Annotated in this window: 17 protein-coding genes; 9 read left to right on the top strand and 8 right to left on the bottom strand. The window is 73.1% G+C overall.

What is annotated here, in order from left to right; genetic code table 11:
* Positions 1-127: 127 nt before the first annotated feature.
* Positions 128-1,432: an extracellular solute-binding protein gene (locus tag DEI91_RS00005; RefSeq protein ID WP_111050360.1), complete on the bottom strand. Its 1,305-nt coding sequence runs from the start codon at positions 1,430-1,432 to the stop codon at positions 128-130.
* 90 nt (positions 1,433-1,522) lie between these two features.
* Positions 1,523-2,530, bottom strand: a complete 1,008-nt coding sequence (locus DEI91_RS00010; protein WP_181439387.1) for a LacI family DNA-binding transcriptional regulator — start codon at positions 2,528-2,530, stop codon at positions 1,523-1,525.
* A 292-nt stretch (positions 2,531-2,822) separates the two neighbouring features.
* Between DEI91_RS00010 and DEI91_RS00015 the strand changes: the two genes are divergently transcribed.
* Together DEI91_RS00015 and DEI91_RS00020 are read left to right on the top strand one after the other, a co-directional pair.
* Entirely contained in the window at positions 2,823-4,712 is a 1,890-nt protein-coding gene (locus DEI91_RS00015; RefSeq protein WP_111050362.1) for an ABC transporter ATP-binding protein, read from the top strand.
* A 39-nt stretch (positions 4,713-4,751) separates the two neighbouring features.
* Entirely contained in the window at positions 4,752-5,819 is a 1,068-nt protein-coding gene (locus tag DEI91_RS00020) for a hypothetical protein (RefSeq protein WP_111050363.1), read from the top strand.
* A gap of 111 nt (positions 5,820-5,930) precedes the next feature.
* Here DEI91_RS00020 and DEI91_RS00025 read toward each other — a convergent pair whose 3' ends face one another.
* The 3 genes from DEI91_RS00025 to DEI91_RS00035 all read right to left on the bottom strand — a co-directional run bounded on the left by DEI91_RS00025 (position 5,931) and on the right by DEI91_RS00035 (position 8,948).
* Positions 5,931-7,013 carry a Gfo/Idh/MocA family protein gene (locus tag DEI91_RS00025; RefSeq protein ID WP_111050839.1) on the bottom strand — a complete coding sequence of 361 codons (1,083 nt, stop codon included), beginning with the start codon at positions 7,011-7,013 and terminating at the stop codon, positions 5,931-5,933.
* Positions 7,010-7,657 carry a ThuA domain-containing protein gene (locus DEI91_RS00030; protein WP_258374265.1) on the bottom strand — a complete coding sequence of 216 codons (648 nt, stop codon included), beginning with the start codon at positions 7,655-7,657 and terminating at the stop codon, positions 7,010-7,012. The genes DEI91_RS00025 and DEI91_RS00030 overlap by 4 nt, the downstream gene beginning before the upstream one ends.
* A 97-nt stretch (positions 7,658-7,754) precedes the next feature.
* Positions 7,755-8,948, bottom strand: a complete 1,194-nt coding sequence (locus DEI91_RS00035) for a Gfo/Idh/MocA family protein (RefSeq protein WP_111050367.1) — start codon at positions 8,946-8,948, stop codon at positions 7,755-7,757.
* 216 nt (positions 8,949-9,164) lie between these two features.
* Between DEI91_RS00035 and DEI91_RS16065 the strand changes: the two genes are divergently transcribed.
* The gene (locus DEI91_RS16065) at positions 9,165-9,599 is read left to right on the top strand and encodes a hypothetical protein (protein ID WP_181439388.1); all 435 of its coding nucleotides are present in this window, start codon (positions 9,165-9,167) and stop codon (positions 9,597-9,599) included.
* Between the two features lie 80 nt (positions 9,600-9,679).
* Complete coding sequence (locus DEI91_RS00040) at positions 9,680-11,032, top strand: ABC transporter permease (RefSeq protein WP_181439389.1); 1,353 nt, start codon at positions 9,680-9,682, stop codon at positions 11,030-11,032.
* A gap of 33 nt (positions 11,033-11,065) precedes the next feature.
* Here the strand turns inward: DEI91_RS00040 and DEI91_RS00045 are convergent, their stop codons facing one another.
* Positions 11,066-11,914: a bifunctional 2-polyprenyl-6-hydroxyphenol methylase/3-demethylubiquinol 3-O-methyltransferase UbiG gene (locus DEI91_RS00045; protein ID WP_111050371.1), complete on the bottom strand. Its 849-nt coding sequence runs from the start codon at positions 11,912-11,914 to the stop codon at positions 11,066-11,068.
* A gap of 118 nt (positions 11,915-12,032) precedes the next feature.
* On the opposite strand from DEI91_RS00045, the gene DEI91_RS16070 reads away from it, so the two are divergent.
* Positions 12,033-12,194: a hypothetical protein gene (locus DEI91_RS16070; protein WP_181439390.1), complete on the top strand. Its 162-nt coding sequence runs from the start codon at positions 12,033-12,035 to the stop codon at positions 12,192-12,194.
* Between the two features lie 63 nt (positions 12,195-12,257).
* Here the strand turns inward: DEI91_RS16070 and DEI91_RS16790 are convergent, their stop codons facing one another.
* The gene (locus DEI91_RS16790; protein WP_111050373.1) at positions 12,258-13,901 is read right to left on the bottom strand and encodes a GrpB family protein; all 1,644 of its coding nucleotides are present in this window, start codon (positions 13,899-13,901) and stop codon (positions 12,258-12,260) included.
* A 132-nt stretch (positions 13,902-14,033) separates the two neighbouring features.
* On the opposite strand from DEI91_RS16790, the gene DEI91_RS00055 reads away from it, so the two are divergent.
* From DEI91_RS00055 to xylB, 3 genes are all read left to right on the top strand, one after another.
* Positions 14,034-14,771, top strand: a complete 738-nt coding sequence (locus tag DEI91_RS00055; RefSeq protein WP_111050375.1) for a TetR family transcriptional regulator C-terminal domain-containing protein — start codon at positions 14,034-14,036, stop codon at positions 14,769-14,771.
* Between the two features lie 143 nt (positions 14,772-14,914).
* Positions 14,915-16,108, top strand: coding sequence for a xylose isomerase (gene xylA / locus DEI91_RS00060; protein WP_111050377.1), 1,194 nt, complete (start codon positions 14,915-14,917; stop codon positions 16,106-16,108).
* Complete coding sequence (gene xylB / locus DEI91_RS00065; protein WP_111050379.1) at positions 16,101-17,609, top strand: xylulokinase; 1,509 nt, start codon at positions 16,101-16,103, stop codon at positions 17,607-17,609. Before xylA ends, xylB begins: the two co-directional genes overlap by 8 nt.
* Before the next feature lie 81 nt (positions 17,610-17,690).
* Here xylB and DEI91_RS00070 read toward each other — a convergent pair whose 3' ends face one another.
* Complete coding sequence (locus tag DEI91_RS00070) at positions 17,691-18,302, bottom strand: helix-turn-helix domain-containing protein (RefSeq protein ID WP_111050381.1); 612 nt, start codon at positions 18,300-18,302, stop codon at positions 17,691-17,693.
* Between the two features lie 66 nt (positions 18,303-18,368).
* Here DEI91_RS00070 and DEI91_RS00075 point away from each other — a divergent pair, with 66 nt between their 5' ends.
* Complete coding sequence (locus DEI91_RS00075) at positions 18,369-19,328, top strand: NAD(P)/FAD-dependent oxidoreductase (RefSeq protein ID WP_111050383.1); 960 nt, start codon at positions 18,369-18,371, stop codon at positions 19,326-19,328.
* The last annotated feature ends 1 nt before the right edge of the window (position 19,329 follow it).

Here is a 19,329-nt window from a genome sequence, read left to right on the forward strand (position 1 = left end):
GGGTCAAGCGGCCCGCCGACTGGGTCGTGCGGGGGTGAGGGGGCCGGGAGGCGCGGTGCGGGTCGGACCTGCACCGCGCCTCCCGGCGGGTGGCCGCGTCAGCGGCGGAGCGGTTGACTGGAGGGCGTCAGCCGGTGACGGCCTTCACGCCGTCGGCGTACTGCTGGCCGAGTTCCTCGTTGACCTGCTTCGGCGAGCTGCTGCCGTTCAGGACGCTCTGCAGACCGGCGTTGAGCTGGTCGTAGAAGGTCGAGGTGGGCCAGTCGGGGTAGAACGCCAGGCCGTCACGCTCGGTGAGCGTGTTGAAGTTGGCGATGAGTTCCTTGCTCTTCTCGTCCGTGATGTCGGATTCGGTCGCCGCGACCGGGACGCCACCGTTGTTGCCGATGATCGCCTGCATCTCGGGACGGAGCGTGATGTCGATGAACTCCTCGGCGAGGGTCTTGTTCTTCGCCTTGGTCGGGACGACCCAGAGGTTGCCCGACGAGCCGGGCGACATCTCGGCACCCGGGTAGAGGAACGTGCCCCAGTCCTGCTGCATCTCGGTGCCGAACCGGCCGTACCACCACGAGCCGGAGAAGAACATCGGGTACTTGCCGCTGATGAAGGCGGTGCCCGCGTCCTCGGCCTTCATGCCGGTGGCGTCGGCGGAGATGTAGCCCTTGTCGGTCCAGTCCTGGATCGTCTTCGTGGCGTAGCTGATCTGCTCGTCCGAGAAGTCGACCGGGTTCTTGTACAGCTGGTAGTCGTCGACCCAGTCACGGTCGGCCTTGGTCAGTGCGAGCTGGTACCAGAGCTGGCCGAGCGGGTACTCCGCGGCCGACTCGGCGAGGGGCGTGATGCCCTTCGACTCGAACGTCGCCATGGCCTTCTCGAGGTCGGCCTCGGTCTTCGGGACCTCGACGCCGTACTCCTCGAAGAGCTCCTTGTTGTAGTAGAACTCGACGTACTCGCCGTAGTCGGGCACGCCGTACCAGGAGCCGGAGCCCATCACGCCCTTCTCGTCGTACCGGGCCGTGGTCTGCAGCGACTTGGCGAGCTTGTCGTCCCAGCCGTACTTCTCCACGGCGTCGTCGAGCGGGCTGAGCAGGCCCTGGCTGGCGAGCAGGCCAGCCGTGGCGTTCCCCTTGTTGTACTCGATCAGGTCCGGGGCCTGGTCGGAGTTGAGCGACTGGCTGGCCGTCTTCCGGATCTGCTCGAAGCTCTTCTCCTGGAACTCGACCTTCGCGCCGGTCTCCTTCTCGAAGACCTTGATCGACTCCTTCCAGGCCTTGCCCATGGCGGAGTCCTCGGACTCGAAGTGCCAGAGCTCCAGGGTCTTGCCGTCCTCGTTGCTGCGGTCGTCGGCGCTCCCGCCGGCGGAACAGCCGGTGAGGACGACGGCGGTCGCGGCGAGCCCGGCGAGTGCGCCGAGCAGGCGTGACTTCTTCATGTCGCTACTTCCTTGTAGGGGGATGGGGCTGGTTCGGTTGTCGAAGCGCTTCGACGACGGACCGTCGAGAGCGCCGCTGAGCGGTGCCGGTCAGTGCACCGGTCGGATGGACCCGCGGTCGATGAACCGCGGTCGGAGGAGCGTGACGCCCGGTTCACGGACACCGTCGACCTGACGGACGGCGCCCTCCACGGCGCCGCGACACATCTCCTCGAGCGGGAGGGGGATGGTGGACAGGGGGACCTCGAGCACGTCGGTGTCGTAGCTCGCGCACGCGGCGAGCACGGACACGTCCTCCGGGACGCGGACACCCCGGGACACGAGGTGGGCGAGGACGGCCTCGACGACGGGCTCGTTGCAGTGGAACACGAGCGCGGTCATGTCGGGCAGGCCGGCGAGGAGCTCGTCCGCGGCCCGACGCTGGTCGGCGCGGTCGAGCGACGGGTACATCGCGAGCGTGGCGACGCCGGCCGTCCGGCACTCGTCCTCGAAGGCGTCGGCGAAGCGGCGGATGAAGCCCGTGTGCCGCTCGACGTACGTCGCGGGGTGGCCGATGACCCCGATGCTGCGGTGCCCGGCGGCGGCGAGTTCCCGGACGGATGCCCGCCCGGCCTCGGCGAAGTCCAGGTCGATGCAGGTGAGCCCGGTGGTGTCGCCCGGGACACCGACGAACGCCGCCGCGGCTCCCGACCGGCGCACGACCTCGGCGCGCTCGTCGTCCGTGGACACCCCGAGCACGACGACCCCGTCGACGAGTGAGCTGTCCACCACGCGGCGGATGCCGGTGACCTCGTCGTCGCGGGCGAGCAGGAGCACGTCGTCGTCGTGCGCCCGGGCGGCCTCGACCACCGCGGTGACGAAGCGCATGTGCGTCGGCAGGTGCGCGTCCTCCCGGATCGGGGCGGACAGGGCGAGGATGTTCGTGCGGGCCCCGGCGAGCATCCGAGCGCCGGCGTTCGGACGGTAGTCGAGCTCGGCGACGGCCTGGTCGATGCGGGCCCGGGTCGTGGCGGAGATCGCGCGCTTGCCGGAGAGGGCGTAGGAGACGGTCGAGATCGACACGCCTGCGGCCTTCGCCACCTCGTGGATCGTCACCATGTGCGCACCTCCTCGTGCCGGTCGTCGTCGTTCGCAGTCGGCCGTCGGAGGGCTTGTGAAGCGCTTCGACGAGCTCGCGACGGCGACGCTAACAGCGTCGAAGCGCTTCGCGCAACCCATTCGTCGGTGCGGCCCCCGGATGGAGCGCGCCACGAGCCACCGATGACTCGTGGCCGCGTGTTCGCACCGGCCGCGCCGTATCCTGACTGCCTGCTCGCCGCCGCTGGGGAGGCCCCCGAGCTCGGGCGACCCCGACCCGTCGGTCGGGCCCGTTGCCACGGAAGGAACTGCCATGAGCATGGAGAGCGCGGCCTGGAGCTCGCTGTACAAGATCTCGACCGCCAAGAACGGCGAACACGGCTTCTCGCGTGAGTCGGTGCGGCGGATCCTGACGTTCGCCGTGCCCTACCGGGCCAAGCTCGTCGTCTTCATCGCCCTCTCCGTCGTGGGGGCCGTGCTCGCCGTGGCGACGCCGGTGCTCGCCGGCCGGGTGGTCGACGTCATCGTCGCCCGGGGCGCGGTCGCCACGATCGTCTGGCTCGCCGTCGTCATCGCGCTCGTGGCGGTGGGCGACGCCGTCGTGTCGCTCGTGACGCGCTGGTACTCGGCGCGGATCGGCGAAGGCGTGATCCTGGACCTGAGGACCGCCGTCTTCGACCACGTGCAGAAGATGCCGATCGCGTTCTTCACGCGCACCCGCACCGGCGCCCTCGTCAGCCGCCTCAACAACGACGTCATCGGCGCGCAGCAGGCCTTCAGCGGCACGCTCTCCGGCGTGGTCACGAACCTCGTGGCACTGGTCCTCACCCTGTCCGTCATGCTCAGCACGTCCTGGCTCGTGACGGTGCTCGCGGTGGTCATGCTCCCGGTCTTCCTGATCCCCGCGCGCCGCATGGGCAGCCGCCTGGCCGCGTTGCGCCGGGAGGCCGCCGACCACAACTCCGCGATGAGCACGCAGATGACCGAGCGGTTCTCGGCACCCGGCGCCACGCTCGTCAAGCTGTTCGGCCGCCCCGACGAGGAGTCCGAGGAGTTCCGCGTGCGCGCCGCCCGGGTCCGCGACATCGGGGTCCGGACCGCGATGCTGCAGTTCGTCTTCGTCACCGCGCTGACGCTCGTGTCCGCCCTCGCCCTCGCCCTCGTGTACGGGCTCGGTGGCTTCCTGGCGCTCGCCGGCCAGCTCGACACCGGCGCGGTGGTCACCCTGGCGCTCCTCCTCACCCGTCTGTACGTGCCGCTGACCAGCCTCGCGAACGCTCGGGTCGAGATCATGAGCGCAGTGGTGAGCTTCGAGCGGGTCTTCGAGGTCCTGGACCTCGAACCGCTCATCCGCGAGCAGCCCGACGCGGTCACCGTCCCCGACGGTCCCGTGGCCGTGGAGTTCGACGACGTCCACTTCGCCTACCCGTCCGCGGACAAGGTGTCCCTCGCCTCCCTCGAGGAGGTCTCCACGCTGGACACCCGCGGCGGCGAGGAGGTGCTGCACGGCGTGTCCTTCCGGATCGAGCCCGGACAGACCGTCGCCCTCGTCGGGACCTCCGGTGCCGGCAAGTCCACGATCGCGCAGCTCCTCGCGCGCCTGTACGACGTCGACAGCGGCGCCGTCCGGCTGGGCGGGACCGACGTCCGCGACGTCACGTTCGCCTCCATGCGGCACACCCTGGGCATGGTGACCCAGGACGGCCACCTCTTCCACGAGACCATCGGCGCCAACCTCCGCCTGGCGCGGCCGGAGGCGTCCGACGACGAGGTGTGGGACGCCGTCCGCCGAGCGCGGCTCGAGCCGCTCATCCGGTCCCTGCCGGACCAGCTGGACACGATGGTGGGCGAGCGTGGCTACCGGCTGTCCGGGGGTGAGCGACAGCGGATGACCATCGCCAGGCTCCTGCTCGCCCGACCGCGCGTCGTGATCCTCGACGAGGCGACGGCGGCGCTCGACTCGACCTCGGAGGCCGCCGTGCAGGCGGCGCTGAGCGAGGCGCTGGAGGGACGGACGGCGATGGTGATCGCGCACCGGCTCTCCACCATCCGCAGCGCGGACCTGATCCTCGTCGTCGAGGACGGCTCCATCGTGGAGCGCGGGACGCACGAGGAACTGCTGGCCGCGCGTGGGCGGTACGAGGAGCTGCACCGGACCCAGTTCGCGGTGCAGGCGGACGCCGCGGCGGATGCGGCGCGCTGAGCCGTTCCTGATCGCCGTCCGCTCTGCCATGCTCGGGACATGACGGACGGGTCCACCCACGCGGGCACGTGGTGGCGCCGCGGGAGATCGGCGCGACCGTGGCTGCATGCCCTGCTGGCGGCGGTCGTCGGGATCGGAGCGGCGCACGCCGCGCACGTCGGTGGCGTCCTGGTCCTCCTCACCGGGGTCGCCGGCCTCGTGGCGCTGCTGGGTGCGGCAGCCGCCACCGGGGTCGCCCTCGCCGTGGTGGCCGTCGTCGGGACCGGCAGGACCAGGGCGGCCTGGCTGGGCCTGCCCGCGCTCGTCGTGGTGCCCGCGGTGCTCGTCGTCGACGTCCTGCCCGGTGTCCTCGGCGCGGTCGGGCGTGCCACCGGGAGCGGGGCCGCCGAGCTCGACGTGACACCGTCCCCCCTCCTGTACCTCGTCGGCGCCGTGCTCGCGACCGTCCCCGCGCTCCTCGTCCACCCCGGTCGCACCCGTGTCGTCGGCCTCGTGGCGTCGGCGGCGGGGACGATCGTGGTCGTCGTGCTCGCCGTCGTGCTCGGCGTACAGGCCCACCAGCTCGGTGTCGAACGCGACCAGGAGGCCCTTGCGCGTGCGCAGGCCGCGATCGGCGCCGACTTCCGGCCCGTCACCGTCGCCCCTGCCGGCTACGGGTCGGTCTATGAGGCGAACATCGAGAAGCGCCTCCCCGGGTTCCTGCAGGTGTTCACGTCGCCGGCGTCGAAGGGGCACGCACCCGGACAGACGAGCGGTGACGACCTCACCGTCGTCACGATGGCGGCGGACACGCCCGTCTGCGGTCGTCCCGTCGAGGGGGTCGGCAGCGACGGCGGGTCCGAGGTCGAGTCCTCGTGCACGGTCGAGGCCGGGTTCGGCCGTCGGACGAGTGCCCACGGGCAGGAGGTCTCGGCGGTGGTCGGGGACACCCTCGTCGCGGTCAGCGCGCGGGTCGAGGTGGACGTCAGCGTGCTGGAGGACGCCGTCCGGTCAGCGGAGCCGATCGGGGACCAGGCGTACCGGCACGTCCTGCTCGGCGACGGCGACGAGTACAGCGACGAGCTCGACGGCAACCGCTGCCCGGTCACCGGCGCGGTCTGCGGTTGACGCCCGTCCTCCCGCGGGACGGTGGAGCGCACGGTCGACGCCGCTGCGACCTGGAGGTCGAGCAGGATCCCGGACCGACGGACGCGCCGGTGCGCGCGTGCGTGCCCGCGGTCAGGAGAGCGGCACCGCCGCCGGCCGGGAGGCACGGCTCGCGACGGCGACGACCGCGTGCGTCCGCCCCGCGGTCGCGATGGACTCCATGACGTCGAGCACGTGGAACGCCAGCGCACCGGAAGCCCGGTGCTGCTCCCCCGAGGCGATCGCCCGCGCCATGTCCGCGAGCCCCACACCACGTCCGGCGTCCCGGTGGCCGGCGAGTTCCGGCAGCTCCCGGAACGTCCGGTCCTCGGCCGTGGCGATCCGGGTCGGGTCCGAGAACCGGTTCGGGTCGGCGACCGACAGCGATCCGGCGGTGCCGTGCACCTCGAACAGCGGCGCCTCGGTCGCCCAGACCTCGAACGACACCGTCATGGTGGAGACGACCCCGCCCTCGTGCTCGAGGACCGCGACGACGTGGGTGTCGACGTCGACCGGCAGGACCCGGCCGGCGTCCGGGCCGGTGGCGACCGTGCGCTGCCGGGTCGACCGGGTCGTGCTGCCGCTGACGCGCACCACGGGGCCGAAGAACGTGACGAGGCTCGTCAGGTAGTACGGGCCCATGTCGAGCAGCGGTCCCCCGCCCGGCTGGTAGTAGAAGCCGGGGGCCGGGTGCCAGAGCTCGTGGCCGGGCGCACTCCACGACACCGCCGCTCCGACCGGCGTGCCGATGCGTCCCTCGTCGAGCGCCGCACGGGCGGTCTGGACGCCGGTGCCGAGGACGGTGTCCGGGGCGCTGCCGACCCGGAGACCCGCGGCGTCCGCAGCGGCCAGGACGGGAGCGGCCTCGGCGGTGTGCAGCGCGAGGGGCTTCTCCCCGTAGACGTGCTTGCCCGCGGCGAGCGCCCGGAGCGCCACGTCGGCGTGCGCGGCCGGGATCGTCAGGTTGAGGACGACGTCGACGTCGTCGGACGCCAGGAGCTCGTCGACCCCGAGCGCCTGCACGCCCTGTTCCTCGGCGACCGTCGCTGCCCGGGCGGTGTCGAGGTCGGCGACCGCGGTGAGCCGGAGGTCGGGCAGCGACGGGAACTGCTCGAGGTACTGCCGACTGATGTTCCCGACGCCGACCATGCCGACGCGGAGGGGTGCGGCACTCATCGGGCGGCCCACAGCAGACCGCGCTCGATGATCGTGCGGACGGGTTGCGACTCGACGATCTCGATGCGGTGCCCGGGTGCCGACACGAAGACCCGCCCCTTCCCCCACTGCCGCGTCCAGATCGCCGGCGAGGTCACCGGGCGGTTCCAGGCGTCCCAGCTCCGGGCCTCCTGCGTGGTGGTGGCGAGCACGTCGTCGTACTCGTCACTGAGCACCCAGTACTGCTCGCTGACCAGATCGAAGTCGTCGATCCCCCGTGTGATCGGGTGCTCCCGGCCGAGGTCGGTCATGTGCACCGTGTACGGGATGTAGTTGTCGGACTGCTCGCCGACGCGCTCGGACGGGTGCTTGCCCGCGTGGTGGGCGAACTGGCCGCCGATCATGTGCAGGTAGTCCGCGTTGTCCCGGTACGAGTCCGCGATGCCGCCGTGCCACCCGGCCATCCCGGTCCCGGCGAGGACCGCGCGCTGCAGGCCGTCGAACTCCTCCTTCGCGATCGTCGACATCGTGTTCACCTGCACGACGAGGTCGACCGTGTCCATCACCGCCTGGTCGGCGTAGACAGCGGTGCCCTCCTCGACGCGGACGTCGAAGCCGTTGTCGCGGAGGAACGGGATGAACAGCTCGGTGGTCTCGACGGGCATGTGCCCGTCCCAACCACCGCGGACGACGAGTGCCTGACGTTGCACGGGAGGTGCTCCTTGCGGATCGAGGGAGTGGTCGGTCATCGGGTGGGGCCGGTCATCGACCGGTGACAGGGGTCCACGCGCTGCCGTCGGCGGCGCTCCGCTGCACGGCGTCGAGGACGTCCTGCACGTGGAGCCCGACGGCGAAGGACGGTTCGGGCTGCTGCCCGGTGGTGATCGCGGTGACGAAGTCGACGACCTCGTGCACGAAGGTGTGCTCGTACCCGATCGTGTGCCCGGTCGGCCACCAGTTCGCCATGTACGGGTGCTCGGGCTCGGTGACGAGCACCCGCCGGAAGCCCTGCTCACCGGCGGGTGCGGTCGCGTCGTACACGCGGAGCTCGTTCATCGCCTCGAGGTCGAACACGATCGCGCCCTCCGACCCGCTGATCTCGATCGTCAAGCCGTTCTTCCTCCCGGTCGCGTACCGGGTGGCCTCGAACGAGGCGACGGTCCCGCCCGGCCGCGCCGCGCCTCCCGTCAGGCGCCCGAGGAACCACGCGGCGTCGTCGACCGTGACCTGCCCGCGCTCGTCCGAGGCGGTGCCGGAGAGGCCGACGCCGTCGGCCAGGAGCGGCCGCTCGTGCACGAAGGTCTCGAGCGTGCCGCTCACCGAGCCGAGCGTGGCGCCGGTGACGTGTTCGACCAGGTCCACGGCGTGCGCGCCGATGTCGCCGAGCGAGCCGGACCCGGCGAGCGCGGCGTCCAGCCGCCACGTCATCGGACCGTCCGCGTCGGTGAGCCAGTCCTGCAGGTACAGCGCGCGGGCCTGGCGGACCTCGCCGATCCGCCCGGCCTGCACGAGCCGGCGGGCGAACGCGAGAGCGGGGACACGTCGGTAGCTGAAACCGACCATCGAGCGGACCCCGCGGTCCGCGGCGGACGAGGCGGCGGCGACCATGGCCTCCGCCTCGGCGACGGTGTTGGCGAGCGGCTTCTCGCACAGGACGTGCTTGCCGGCCTCGAGCGCCGCGATCGCGACCTCGACGTGCGACGACCCGGGCGAGCAGACGTCGACGACGTCGATGTCCGGGTCCTCGACCACGCGACGCCAATCGGTCTCGGCGCGCTGCCATCCGAAGCGGGCGCGGGCTGCCTCGGTGCGGTCCGGGGCGCGACCGACGACGACGCTCATCTCGGGCTCGCGGTCGAGCGGGAAGAACCGCGGCGCCACCCGCCACGCCTGCGAGTGCGCGGCCCCCATGAAGCCGTGGCCGACCATCGCGACCCGCAACCGGTCCTCCGTCATCGCATGCTCCCTCGCATCGTGCGTCCGCCGTCGACGGTAGGGACCGGCGGGTGGCCGGGACAAGCCGGACGGGAGGATCGGAAAACTTTCGTGCCCGGGTCACGGCAGGCGCGTGGTCACGGATGTCATCCCCGAGGAGCACACCGGTCCTCCGCTGCACCGATCCCGACGACCCGCCCGGTCCGGTGGGATCGGTACGACGACGAAAGGCACACCGTGTCCCACACCTCCATCCCCACCAAGCCCCTCACGATCGCCGCGCTCGCCCTCTGCGTGGTGTCCCTGACCGGGTGTTCCGCCCTGAGCGACACGCTGCACGACGAGGTCACCGGTCACGCGGAGACCCGCGCGGACCTGACGTCCGCGCCGGAGTGGATGCCGTCGGACGCGACGGACATCACCTCGGTCACCGGGACGGGCGCGGAGGACGCGTCGGCGGCGCCGAAGACGATCGTGTTCACCAGTCCGGCCGGCGTCGCCACGGACGGCTGCGACACCGTGCCGAGGAAGTCGGCACCGGTCATGACCGTCCCCGGGGCCCCGGACGTGTACGCCGCGGACACCGTCGTCCGGTGCGGGGACTGGTCCCTGGCGGCGACGGGGCACCGCTGGGTCGCCTGGACGCCGAACACGGGCGACGGCGCGTCCTGACCATGTCCCGTCATCGCGGCCGACCGGCTCGTCGTCGGCCTCCCAGCTGGATCCGCGTCCGCGTCGAGAGTCGCTCGACGGTGGCGGTCGCCGCCCTGTCCGCCGGACTCGGAGCCCTCGTGGTGACCGGTTCCGAGGCGGCGCAACGGATCGTCGAACTCGGACGGCGCACCGGCGAGAGCGCGACGGTCGCGGCGATCCTGCCGGTCGTGGCATGGGTGTTCATCGCGATCGCGCTGTACGTCAGCGCCGTCGTCGCGTCGAACACCTGCGCGACGGTGATCGCCGGTCAGACCCGCTCCCTGGCCCTGCAGCGTGTCCTCGGCGCCACCGGCGTCCAGCTCCGGCGGCAGGTCACGGGCGTCGGCCTCACCTGCGGCGTCCTCGGCGCCCTCGTCGGGGTCGTCGCGGGCACGGTCGTCGCCAACGGCGTGCTCGCCCTCGCGGCGGCGACGTCGGTGCTCCCGCCGCTCGGGTGGTTGCTGCCGCCGGCGTCGGGGCCGATCGCCGCGCTCGTCGCCGCCATCACGACCATCGCCTTCCGCATCGGCTCCCGCGACGTCCTCACGATCCCGCCGCTGCGGGCGCTCGACGCCGCCGTCGAACCCCTGCCCGGCGAGGCGCCCACCAGGACCCGGAGTGTCGTGGCGGTCGTGTTCTTCCTGGCCGGCGCCGCGGGCATCGGCGTGGCGTTCGTGCTCGGTGCCACGACCGTCGGCGCGCTGCTGCTCGCGGTGACGAGCGGGGCCGTGTCGTTCACCGGGGTCGTCATCGCGTCCCCGGTGCTCCTGCCGGCCGTCCTCCGCCTCGCCGTGTCGGCGACCGCACACAGCGTCATCGCGTCGATGGCCGCGCGGAACTCGCTCCGGGCCCCGAGACGCACGGCCCGCGCGACCGTCGGCCTCGTCATCGCGGTGACCCTCATGTCGACCTTCTCGGTCGGGTTCGCCACCTACGCCACCATGCTGCAGCGTCAGGCCGCCGCCGACCCGGTCTACTACCGCGACATCCAGACCCAGTTCGACCAGCTGGCGGTCATGTTCGCGGGACTCGTCGGCGCCGCGGGGATCATCGCGGCCGCCGGGGTTGTGGCCGTGACGGCGCTGACGATCGCGCAGCGCAGCCGGGAGCTCGGGCTCCTCCGGGTGGTCGGCGCGACGACCCGGCAGATCCGGTCGCTCGTCCTCGTCGAGACCGCCATGACGATCGCGATCGCCGTCGTGCTCGGCGTCGTCCTGGGGACGGCGTACGGGTGGGCCGGTGCCTACACCCTGCTCGGAGCGACGAACGGTGCGGTGCTCGTCGGGCCGACGGTGCCCGCGTGGCTGCTCGTCGTCGTGCTCGCCGGCGCGGCCGGCACCGGTCTCGCCGCTGCACTCGGGCCAGCCGCTCGAGCGGTGCGAGGTACGCCGGTCGCGGCGCTGCGCGGGTGACAGGACGTCGACGGGGCATTGCCCGACGGAGCGTCAGTCGCGGGTGGCGACGATCGTGTAGGTCGTCGGGATGCGGTCGCGGTCCGGCTCGGGCCACGTCCACGACCCGTCGCCGGCCTCCTCCATGCGGGAGCTGAAACGCCACGGCAGGGTCCGGCCCTCGTCGAGTCGACGGAGGCGGAGGCCGGCACCGAGCAGGGCGTTCACGATCTCGGACAGCGGGTGCGGCCATTCGTACGTGCGGGGCTGCGACACGGTCCCGTCGCCGGCGTAGGTGGTCGCGTCCTCCCACTGCTGGGCGGTCCCGTCCGGGAAGTACCGGTGGCGCGTGACGAGCTCGTCGGCGTCCTCGTCCAGGGCGTACATCGCCGGGTGGCCGTCGCGGATGAAGAACACCCCGCCGGGTCGCAGGAGGGCGGCCACCTGGGCGGCCCACCGGTCCAGGTCGGCCAGCCAGCAGATCGTGCCGATGCTCGTGTAGACGACGTCGAAGTCGCCCGGCACCGCGGCTCGGGCATCGAGGACGTCGGACTCGACCCACGTGACGTCGACCCCGGACCGCTCGGCCAGCGCCGCCGCCGACACGAGCGCCGGGTGCGAGAAGTCGACGCCGGTCACGCGCGCTCCCTCCCGCGCGAGCGAGACGGTGTCGGTGCCGATGTGGCACTGCAGGTGGCAGACGTCCAGGCCGTCGAGGGACCGGCCGGGGAGCCAGGGCGTGAGCGCCGGCAGGTCCTCGCGGACGACGTCCGACCGGTGGGCCGGGTCGGCGAAGGCGTCGCGCGCGTAGGCGCCCTCGTGGATCGGCACCCGGTCGTCCCAGTTCGCGCGGTTCGTGTCGCGGGCGTGCTCCCAGTCGACGTCGACGTGGTCCATGCTCATGCGCCCGACCCTACCGAGCGGGACGACGCCGCCCGGTGCGGATCGGTCGGACGGGATCTGTGACGGAACGCCCGCTGGACACGTCACACCAGGGGACCCCGACGACTGGAGGACGCCGATGCACGACCCGCTCCCGACCGACGCCCGCTGCACGAGCGTGTTCGACCGGTGGCGCTGTGGGCTCCCGCAGGGCCACGGCGGACTCCACACGTGGACGGACGCGCACGGCCGGACGACCTGGAACGACACTGCCGCCGGCCGCCGCTTCCACGACCTGTGACCGCGGGACGACGCCCGGCAGCGCGCCGACCGGCAGCGCGCCGACCGGCAGCGCGCCGACCGGTCAGGCGGCCGGTCCGGTCTGTGCGGCCCGCGCGCGCGTCATGACCGCCCGGATGACGTCCGTCTTCGCGTCCGCGTAGTCGTTCATGTCGTCCCACCGCTCGCTGAGGAGCGCCCGCTTCGTCCGCTCGTACAGCGCCCGGTCGTCGGCGTCGGACCGGAGGCGGTCGCGCAGCAGCAGGTAGTCGTCGACCGCAGGTGCGCCGCGCTCGTAGACGTGCACGTGGACGTCGCGTTCCGGGGTCCGCACCAGACGGTGACCCGGTTCGCGCACCCGGAGCTCGTAGCCGGTGGCCAGCAGCTGGTCGAGGTACGCGGCCTCGTCGGTGACGTCGGGCACGACGACGACCAGGTCGACGATCGGCTTGGCGGCGAGCCCGGGCACCGAGGTCGACCCGATGTGCTCGATCTGCACGGCGGACGCCCCGAGTGCGGCGCCGATCCGTCGCCGGTGTGCTCGGAACGTCTCCGCCCACCGGGGATCGGGGTCGTGCAGTCCGACCCGCAGGGCCTCCGGTCCGCCGATGATCTCGACCGTCGTCACGTCGGGACGGACGGGGGGCTCGTGGCGCGGCACGGGTCCGGGCGCGGCCGTGGAGTCACGGACCACGAGCGACGTGGCGAGTTCGACCCGGACCGGGCCCTCGTCGCCCCCGCCCCCGTGCTGCCGGAGCGCCGTCCGCGTCGCGCGCTCGGCCATCTCCCGCAGCGGCTGCCGGATCGTGGTCAGCGCCGGCCGTGCCCACCGTGCCGGCGCCACGTCGTCGAACCCGACCACCGACAGGTCCTCGGGCACCCGGAGGCCGGACGCCCGTGCGGCGTCGAGCACCCCGAGGGCCTGCAGGTCGTTGCCCGTGACGATCGCGGTCGGACGGGGGTCGGCCGCGAGGAGCACACGGGCCGCGCGCTCGCCGTCCGCGCGGCTGAAGTCGGCGACGACCACCTGCCCGGCCGTCCCGTCGGCGTCCGACGGCGCCGCACCGGAGCCGGTGCGGGCCTCCCGTCCGGCGGCGACGAGCGCCGCGCGGTGCCCGGCCAACCGGTCCACTGCGCAGCGCATGTCGAGGGGCCCGGCGACCGCGGCGATCCTGCGGTGCCCGAGGTCGAGGAGGTGCTGTGTCGCGGCGGCTCCCCCGGCGGTGTTCGTCGCGCCCACCACGGGGACGTCGGCGGGCGGGTCCCCGACCGGGTCGACGACCGTGAACGGGATGCCGCGTGCACGGAGCTGGTCGCGCCGCCCCGCCGTGAGCGCGGAGAACTGCAGGACCACCGCGACCGGGCGGCGGTGGAGGACACCGGTGATCCAGTCCTCACCGACCGCGTGGTCCGGGCCGAGCGCGGAGAGGGACAGCGCGTAGCCGTGCTCGCGCGCGACCCGCTCGACACCGCGGACGATCTCGATCGACCACTCGCTGGCCAGGTCCTCGACGACGAGCTCGACGAGGGACCCCGGCTCGGGCGCACGGTCCCGGTGGGCGTAGCCGGAGGCGGCCAGTAGGTGTTCGACCCGCTGCCGGGTCGGACCGGAGACGCCGGGTCGACCGTTCAGGACCTTCGACACGGTGGCCAGCGAGACCGATGCCCGCCGGGCGATCGTCTCGAGGGTCGGCCGCGAGCCGGACCCAGCTCCCGCGCCGACGCCCATGCAGCGAGTATCGCAGCACGGGCGGCCGCTGCCCCGCCTACTGGGGCAGGCAGGACGGTCGGGACCCTCGCCAGACTGGTGGTGCACAGCCCCGTCCACCCCCGGGGGCCCGCACGACGAACCGAGGCTGCGATGACCACCGATGCCCGCTCCGCGGAGCCCGACGACCAGGCCCAGCCCGACACCCAGGCAGAGCCCGACGACCAGGCGGAACCCGACGACCAGGCGGAGCCCGCGCTCGGGGACGGACCCGACGAGCACCTGGAGAACGCCCGGCTCCGCTCGCACATCGCCGCGGCCACGATCGAGCTCATCCGCACCGGGGAGACCCTCCGGCCCGACGGCGCGGCGGTGGCCGAGGCCGCGGGCGTCGACCCGGAGGTGCTGCAGCGGCAGTTCCCGACCTGGCAGAGCCTGCTCGCCGTCACGGTGATGCGCTGGCACGAGGGTCGGATCGCGCCGCTGCTCGCCGAGTCCGGTGGCGACGGTGCCGTCGTGTTCCTCGAGCGCCTCATCGCGGCGAACCTCGCCGACCCGCGCATGATGCGGCTGCTGGTGAGCACGTTGACCGAGGGCGCCGACACGTCCAACCCGGCGGCGCCGTTCTACCGGAACCAGTACGAGGGCTTCCACCGGACGGTGCGGCACCTGTTCGAGCAGGACATCGCGGCCGGTCGCGAGCCGGTCACGGCCGACCCCCGCCGCGCCGCCGACCAGCTGCTCGCCCTCTACGAGGGGCTCCAGCTGCAGGCCATGCTCCGGGACGGGTTCGACGTGCTCGCCGCGTTCCGCGACGTCACCGCGCGCCTGCGTCGCGGCTGGGCGGCCGACGAGCGCGTCGGGGTGCTCGACGGGGTCTACGACCTCTGACCTGGCCGACACAGGGCGCGCGGTCCGGGGCGCGGGGCGCGCCCGACCCGCGTCTCCCGCTGGGCCGGGGGTTGCGCCGGGACGCGCCAGCGCATATGTTCTGGCTGACAACAAATCCGCTCGACGACGATCGGCAGACCCCCATGGCAGTGCAGCCCACCCGCGACGACAAGTTCTCCTTCGGTCTCTGGACCGTCGGGTACAACGGTTCGGACCCCTTCGGCGGCCCGACGCGCCCCCAGCTCGACGTGGTCGAGGCGGTCGAGAAGCTCGACGAGCTCGGCGCCTACGGCCTCACCTTCCACGACGACGACCTCTTCGCGTTCGGCTCGACCGACGCCGAGCGGCAGACGCAGATCGACCGCCTCAAGGGCGCGCTCGAGTCGACCGGCCTCGTCGTCCCGATGGTGACCACGAACCTCTTCTCCGCCCCGGTCTTCAAGGACGGCGGCTTCACCTCGAACGACCGTGACGTCCGCCGGTTCGCGCTCCGCAAGGTGCTCCGCAACGTCGACCTCGCCGCCGAGCTCGGCGCCGAGACGTTCGTCATGTGGGGTGGCCGCGAGGGCGCCGAGTACGACGCCGCCAAGGACGTCCAGGCCGCGCTCGAGCGCTACCGCGAGGCCGTCAACCTCCTCGCCCAGTACGTCACCGACAAGGGCTACGGCATCAAGTTCGCGATCGAACCGAAGCCGAACGAGCCCCGCGGCGACATCCTGCTCCCGACGCTCGGCCACGCCATCGCGTTCATCGACACCCTCGAGCGCCCCGAGCTGTTCGGCGTCAACCCCGAGGTCGGCCACGAGCAGATGGCGGGCCTGAACTTCACCGCCGGCATCGCGCAGGCGCTGTACTCGGGCAAGCTCTTCCACATCGACCTCAACGGTCAGCGCGGCATCAAGTACGACCAGGACCTCGTCTTCGGTCACGGCGACCTGCAGAACGCGTTCTCGCTCGTCGACCTCCTCGAGCACGGCGCACCGCAGGGTGGCCGCGCGTACGACGGGCCCCGTCACTTCGACTACAAGCCGTCCCGCACCGAGGACATCACCGGCGTCTGGGACTCGGCCGCCGCGAACATGCGCATGTACCTGCTCCTCAAGGAGCGGGCCCAGGCGTTCCGCGCCGACCCCGAGGTGCAGGCAGCCCTCGAGGCGTCGAAGGTCACCGAGCTCGCGCAGCCGACGCTGAACGCGGGCGAGTCGTACGACGACTTCCTCGCCGACACCTCCGCCTACGAGGAGTTCGACGCTGACGCGTACTTCGGCGGCAAGGGCTTCGGCTTCGTCAAGCTGCAGCAGCTCGCCCTCGAGCACCTCATGGGCGCTCGTGGCTGACCTCGCCTCCAGCGCGACCGACCCCGGCGATGAGGACCTCCTCGTCGCCGGGGTCGACTCGTCCACGCAGTCCTGCAAGGTCGTGATCCGCCGCGCATCGACCGGCGAGGTCGTCCGCACCGGCCGCGCCTCCCACCCGGACGGCACCGAGGTCGACCCCGCCGCGTGGTGGGACGCCCTCGGCACCGCCGTCGCCGATGCCGGTGGCCTCGACGACGTCGCCGCGATCGGCATCGGCGGGCAGCAGCACGGCATGGTCGTGCTCGACGCCGACGGCCACGTGATCCGCCCGGCCCTGCTCTGGAACGACGTCCGCAGTGCGGCCGCCGCCGCCGACATGGTCGAGGAACTCGGCCGGGAGGCGTGGGTCGCCCGCACGGGTCTCGTCCCGGTGGCCTCGTTCACCGCCACGAAGCTCCGCTGGCTCCGCGACGCCGAGCCGGAGCACGTCGCCCGCGTGGCCGCCGTCGCGCTCCCGCACGACTGGCTGTCCTGGCGCCTGCGCGGCTACGGCCCGGCGGACGAGAGCCCGCTCGGCCCGGACCTGGACGCCCTGGCGACCGACGGTTCGGACGCCAGCGGCACGGCCTACTGGGACCCGGCCCGCCGCGAGTACGACCCGGAGCTGTTCGAGCTCGCCCTGGGCCGCCCGCTGCGCGGAGCCGAGACCGGTGACGACGGCGACGCGGTGATCGTGCCGCGCGTGGTCGCGCCGTCCGAGGCGATGGGCACGCTCGAGCAGGACGTCGACCTGCCGGGCGGTGCGCGGGCCTCCCGCGGGCTCGTCGTCACGGCGGGTGCGGGCGACAACGCGGGTGCAGCACTCGGCCTCGGCCTGGCGGCGGGCGACGTCGCGGTGTCCCTCGGGACGAGCGGCACGGTGTTCGGCGTGACCGACACCGCGATCGAGGACCCGACGGGCACGGTCGCGGGCTTCGCGGACGCCACGGGTGCCCGCCTGCCGATCGTCACGACGCTCAACGCGGCCCGCGTGCTCGAGGTGGTCGGCGGCCTCCTCGGCGTCGACCACGCCGAGCTCGGGCGGTTGGCACTGCAGGCACCGGCGGGTGCCGACGGGCTCGTCCTCGTGCCGTACTTCGTCGGTGAGCGCACGCCGAACCGACCGGACGCCACCGCGTCGCTGCTCGGCATGACGCCGGCGACGACGGACCGGGCACACCTGGCCCGGGCGGCGGCCGAGGGCATGCTCTGCGCCCTCGCCGACGGGCTCGCCGCGGTGGAGCGCACGGGGGTCACGGTCGAGCGGCTCCTGCTCATCGGCGGTGCCGCACAGAACGAGGCCGTCCGGGTCGTCGCCGCGCAGGTGTTCGGCCGCGAGGTCCTCGTGCCCGAGCCCGGTGAGTACGTCGCCGCGGGCGCTGCCCGTCAGGCCGCGTGGGTCGTCACCGGGTCGCTGCCCGGATGGTCGATCCCGACGACGGCGATCCCGGCGGACCCGCACCCCGAGGTGCTCGAGCGCTACCGAGCCGCCGTCGGCTGACCGCGGAGCGCACGTCGGCGGCGAGGCGCAACGCGATGGTGTTGCGGCTCGCCGCCGTCGTCGTGTCCGGCGACCGTGCCCTCAGTCCGCCCGCGGGCTGGACCGGACGTGCGCCCGCTCCCCCTGCGGCCCGTACAGGCAGAGCACCTCGGTGACCTGGTCGGTCACGTTGCCGACCCAGTGCGGGGTGTGGGTGTCGAACTCGACGACCTCGCCCGGGCCGAGGTCGAACACCTCGTCACCGAGCGCCAGTCGGAGCCGTCCGGACAGCACGTAGAGCCACTCGTAGCCCTCGTGGGTCTTCAACGTCGTGTCCGAGCCGTGGTCGTGCGGCTCGATGAGCTGCTTGAACGAGCGCACGCCCCCGGTCCGCTTCGTCAGCGGGATGACGACGCGGCGACCGTGCCGCTCGGGCTTGAGGTGCACCCGGGGGTCCCCGGTCGCCGGTGCCCCGACGAGGTCGTCGAGCGGCACCTGGTACGCGCGGGCGAGCGGCAGCAGCAGTTCGAGCGTCGGCTTCCGCTGGCCGGACTCCAGCCGGGACAGGGTGCTCACCGAGATGCCGGTGCGCTCCGCGAGTGCGGCGAGGGTGGTGCCCCGTCGCGTGCGGAGCGCCCGGAGCCGTGGGCCGACCGCGTCCACGACGTCGGCCGTCGTCGGCTCCGTGGGGCGGGCCTCCCGTGCGTGTGCCATGCCCCCATGTTGCCATGCCGGCAACGGAGCTTGCCACCGACCATCCGCTCGGCGGAGGATCCCCCCATGTCCGAACCACATGACGTCATCGTCGTCGGCGGCGGTGCCGCCGGCCTGTCCGCAGCGCTCATCCTGGGGCGCTCGCGCCGCTCCGTGCTCGTCGTCGACGCGGGCGAGCCGCGCAACGCCCCCGCCGAGGGCGTCCACAACTACCTGGGCCAGGAGGGCACCGCACCCCTCGACCTCGTCCGCGTCGGCCGAGAGGAGGTGGCCCGCTACGGCGTCACCGTCACGGACGGGAGGATCGTGGCCGCGTCCGCCACGCCCGTCACCGACGACGACCCGGTCGGGTTCCGGCTCACCCTGGACAGCAGCGAGGTCGTCGCAGCACGCCGCGTGGTCATCGCCGGCGGTGGCGTCGACCTGCTACCGGACGTCCCCGGACTGGCCGAGCAGTGGGGCCGCGGGGTCGTGCACTGCCCGTTCTGCCACGGGTGGGAGGTCCGCGACCGACGGATCGGCGTCCTGGTGACGACCCCGGCCGGAGCGCACCAAGTGCAGATGTTCCGGGCCCTCAGCGAGGACGTGACGGCCTTCGTGGCCGATCCCGGCGCCGTCGAGGACACCGTCCTCGCCGGTTTCGCTGCACGGGGGATCACGGTCATCCACTCCCCGGTCGCGCGAGTGCTGCCCGACGGCGACCGGCTCAGCGGCGTGGAGCTGCCGGACGGGTCCGTCGTCGGACTCGACGCTCTGGCGGCCGCGAGTCGTGTCGAGGCCCGGGTCGACTGGGCCGCGGGGCTCGGACTGACGCCGGTGGACCAGGAGGCCAACGGGACCCGGTTCGGCCGGGTCCTGGCCGTCGACGCGCTCGGGAAGACCGACGTCCCCGGCGTCTACGCGGCCGGCAACGCGGCGAACGCGATGCTGACGGTCATCGGCTCGGCGGCAGCGGGTACGCAGACCGGGGCCGCGGTGCACGGGGACCTGCTGCAGGCGGACGTGGCGGCGGCGCTGCTGCGCTGAT

The organism is Curtobacterium sp. MCBD17_032, from assembly GCF_003234855.1.
In the GTDB taxonomy this organism is placed as follows: Bacteria; Actinomycetota; Actinomycetes; order Actinomycetales; family Microbacteriaceae; genus Curtobacterium.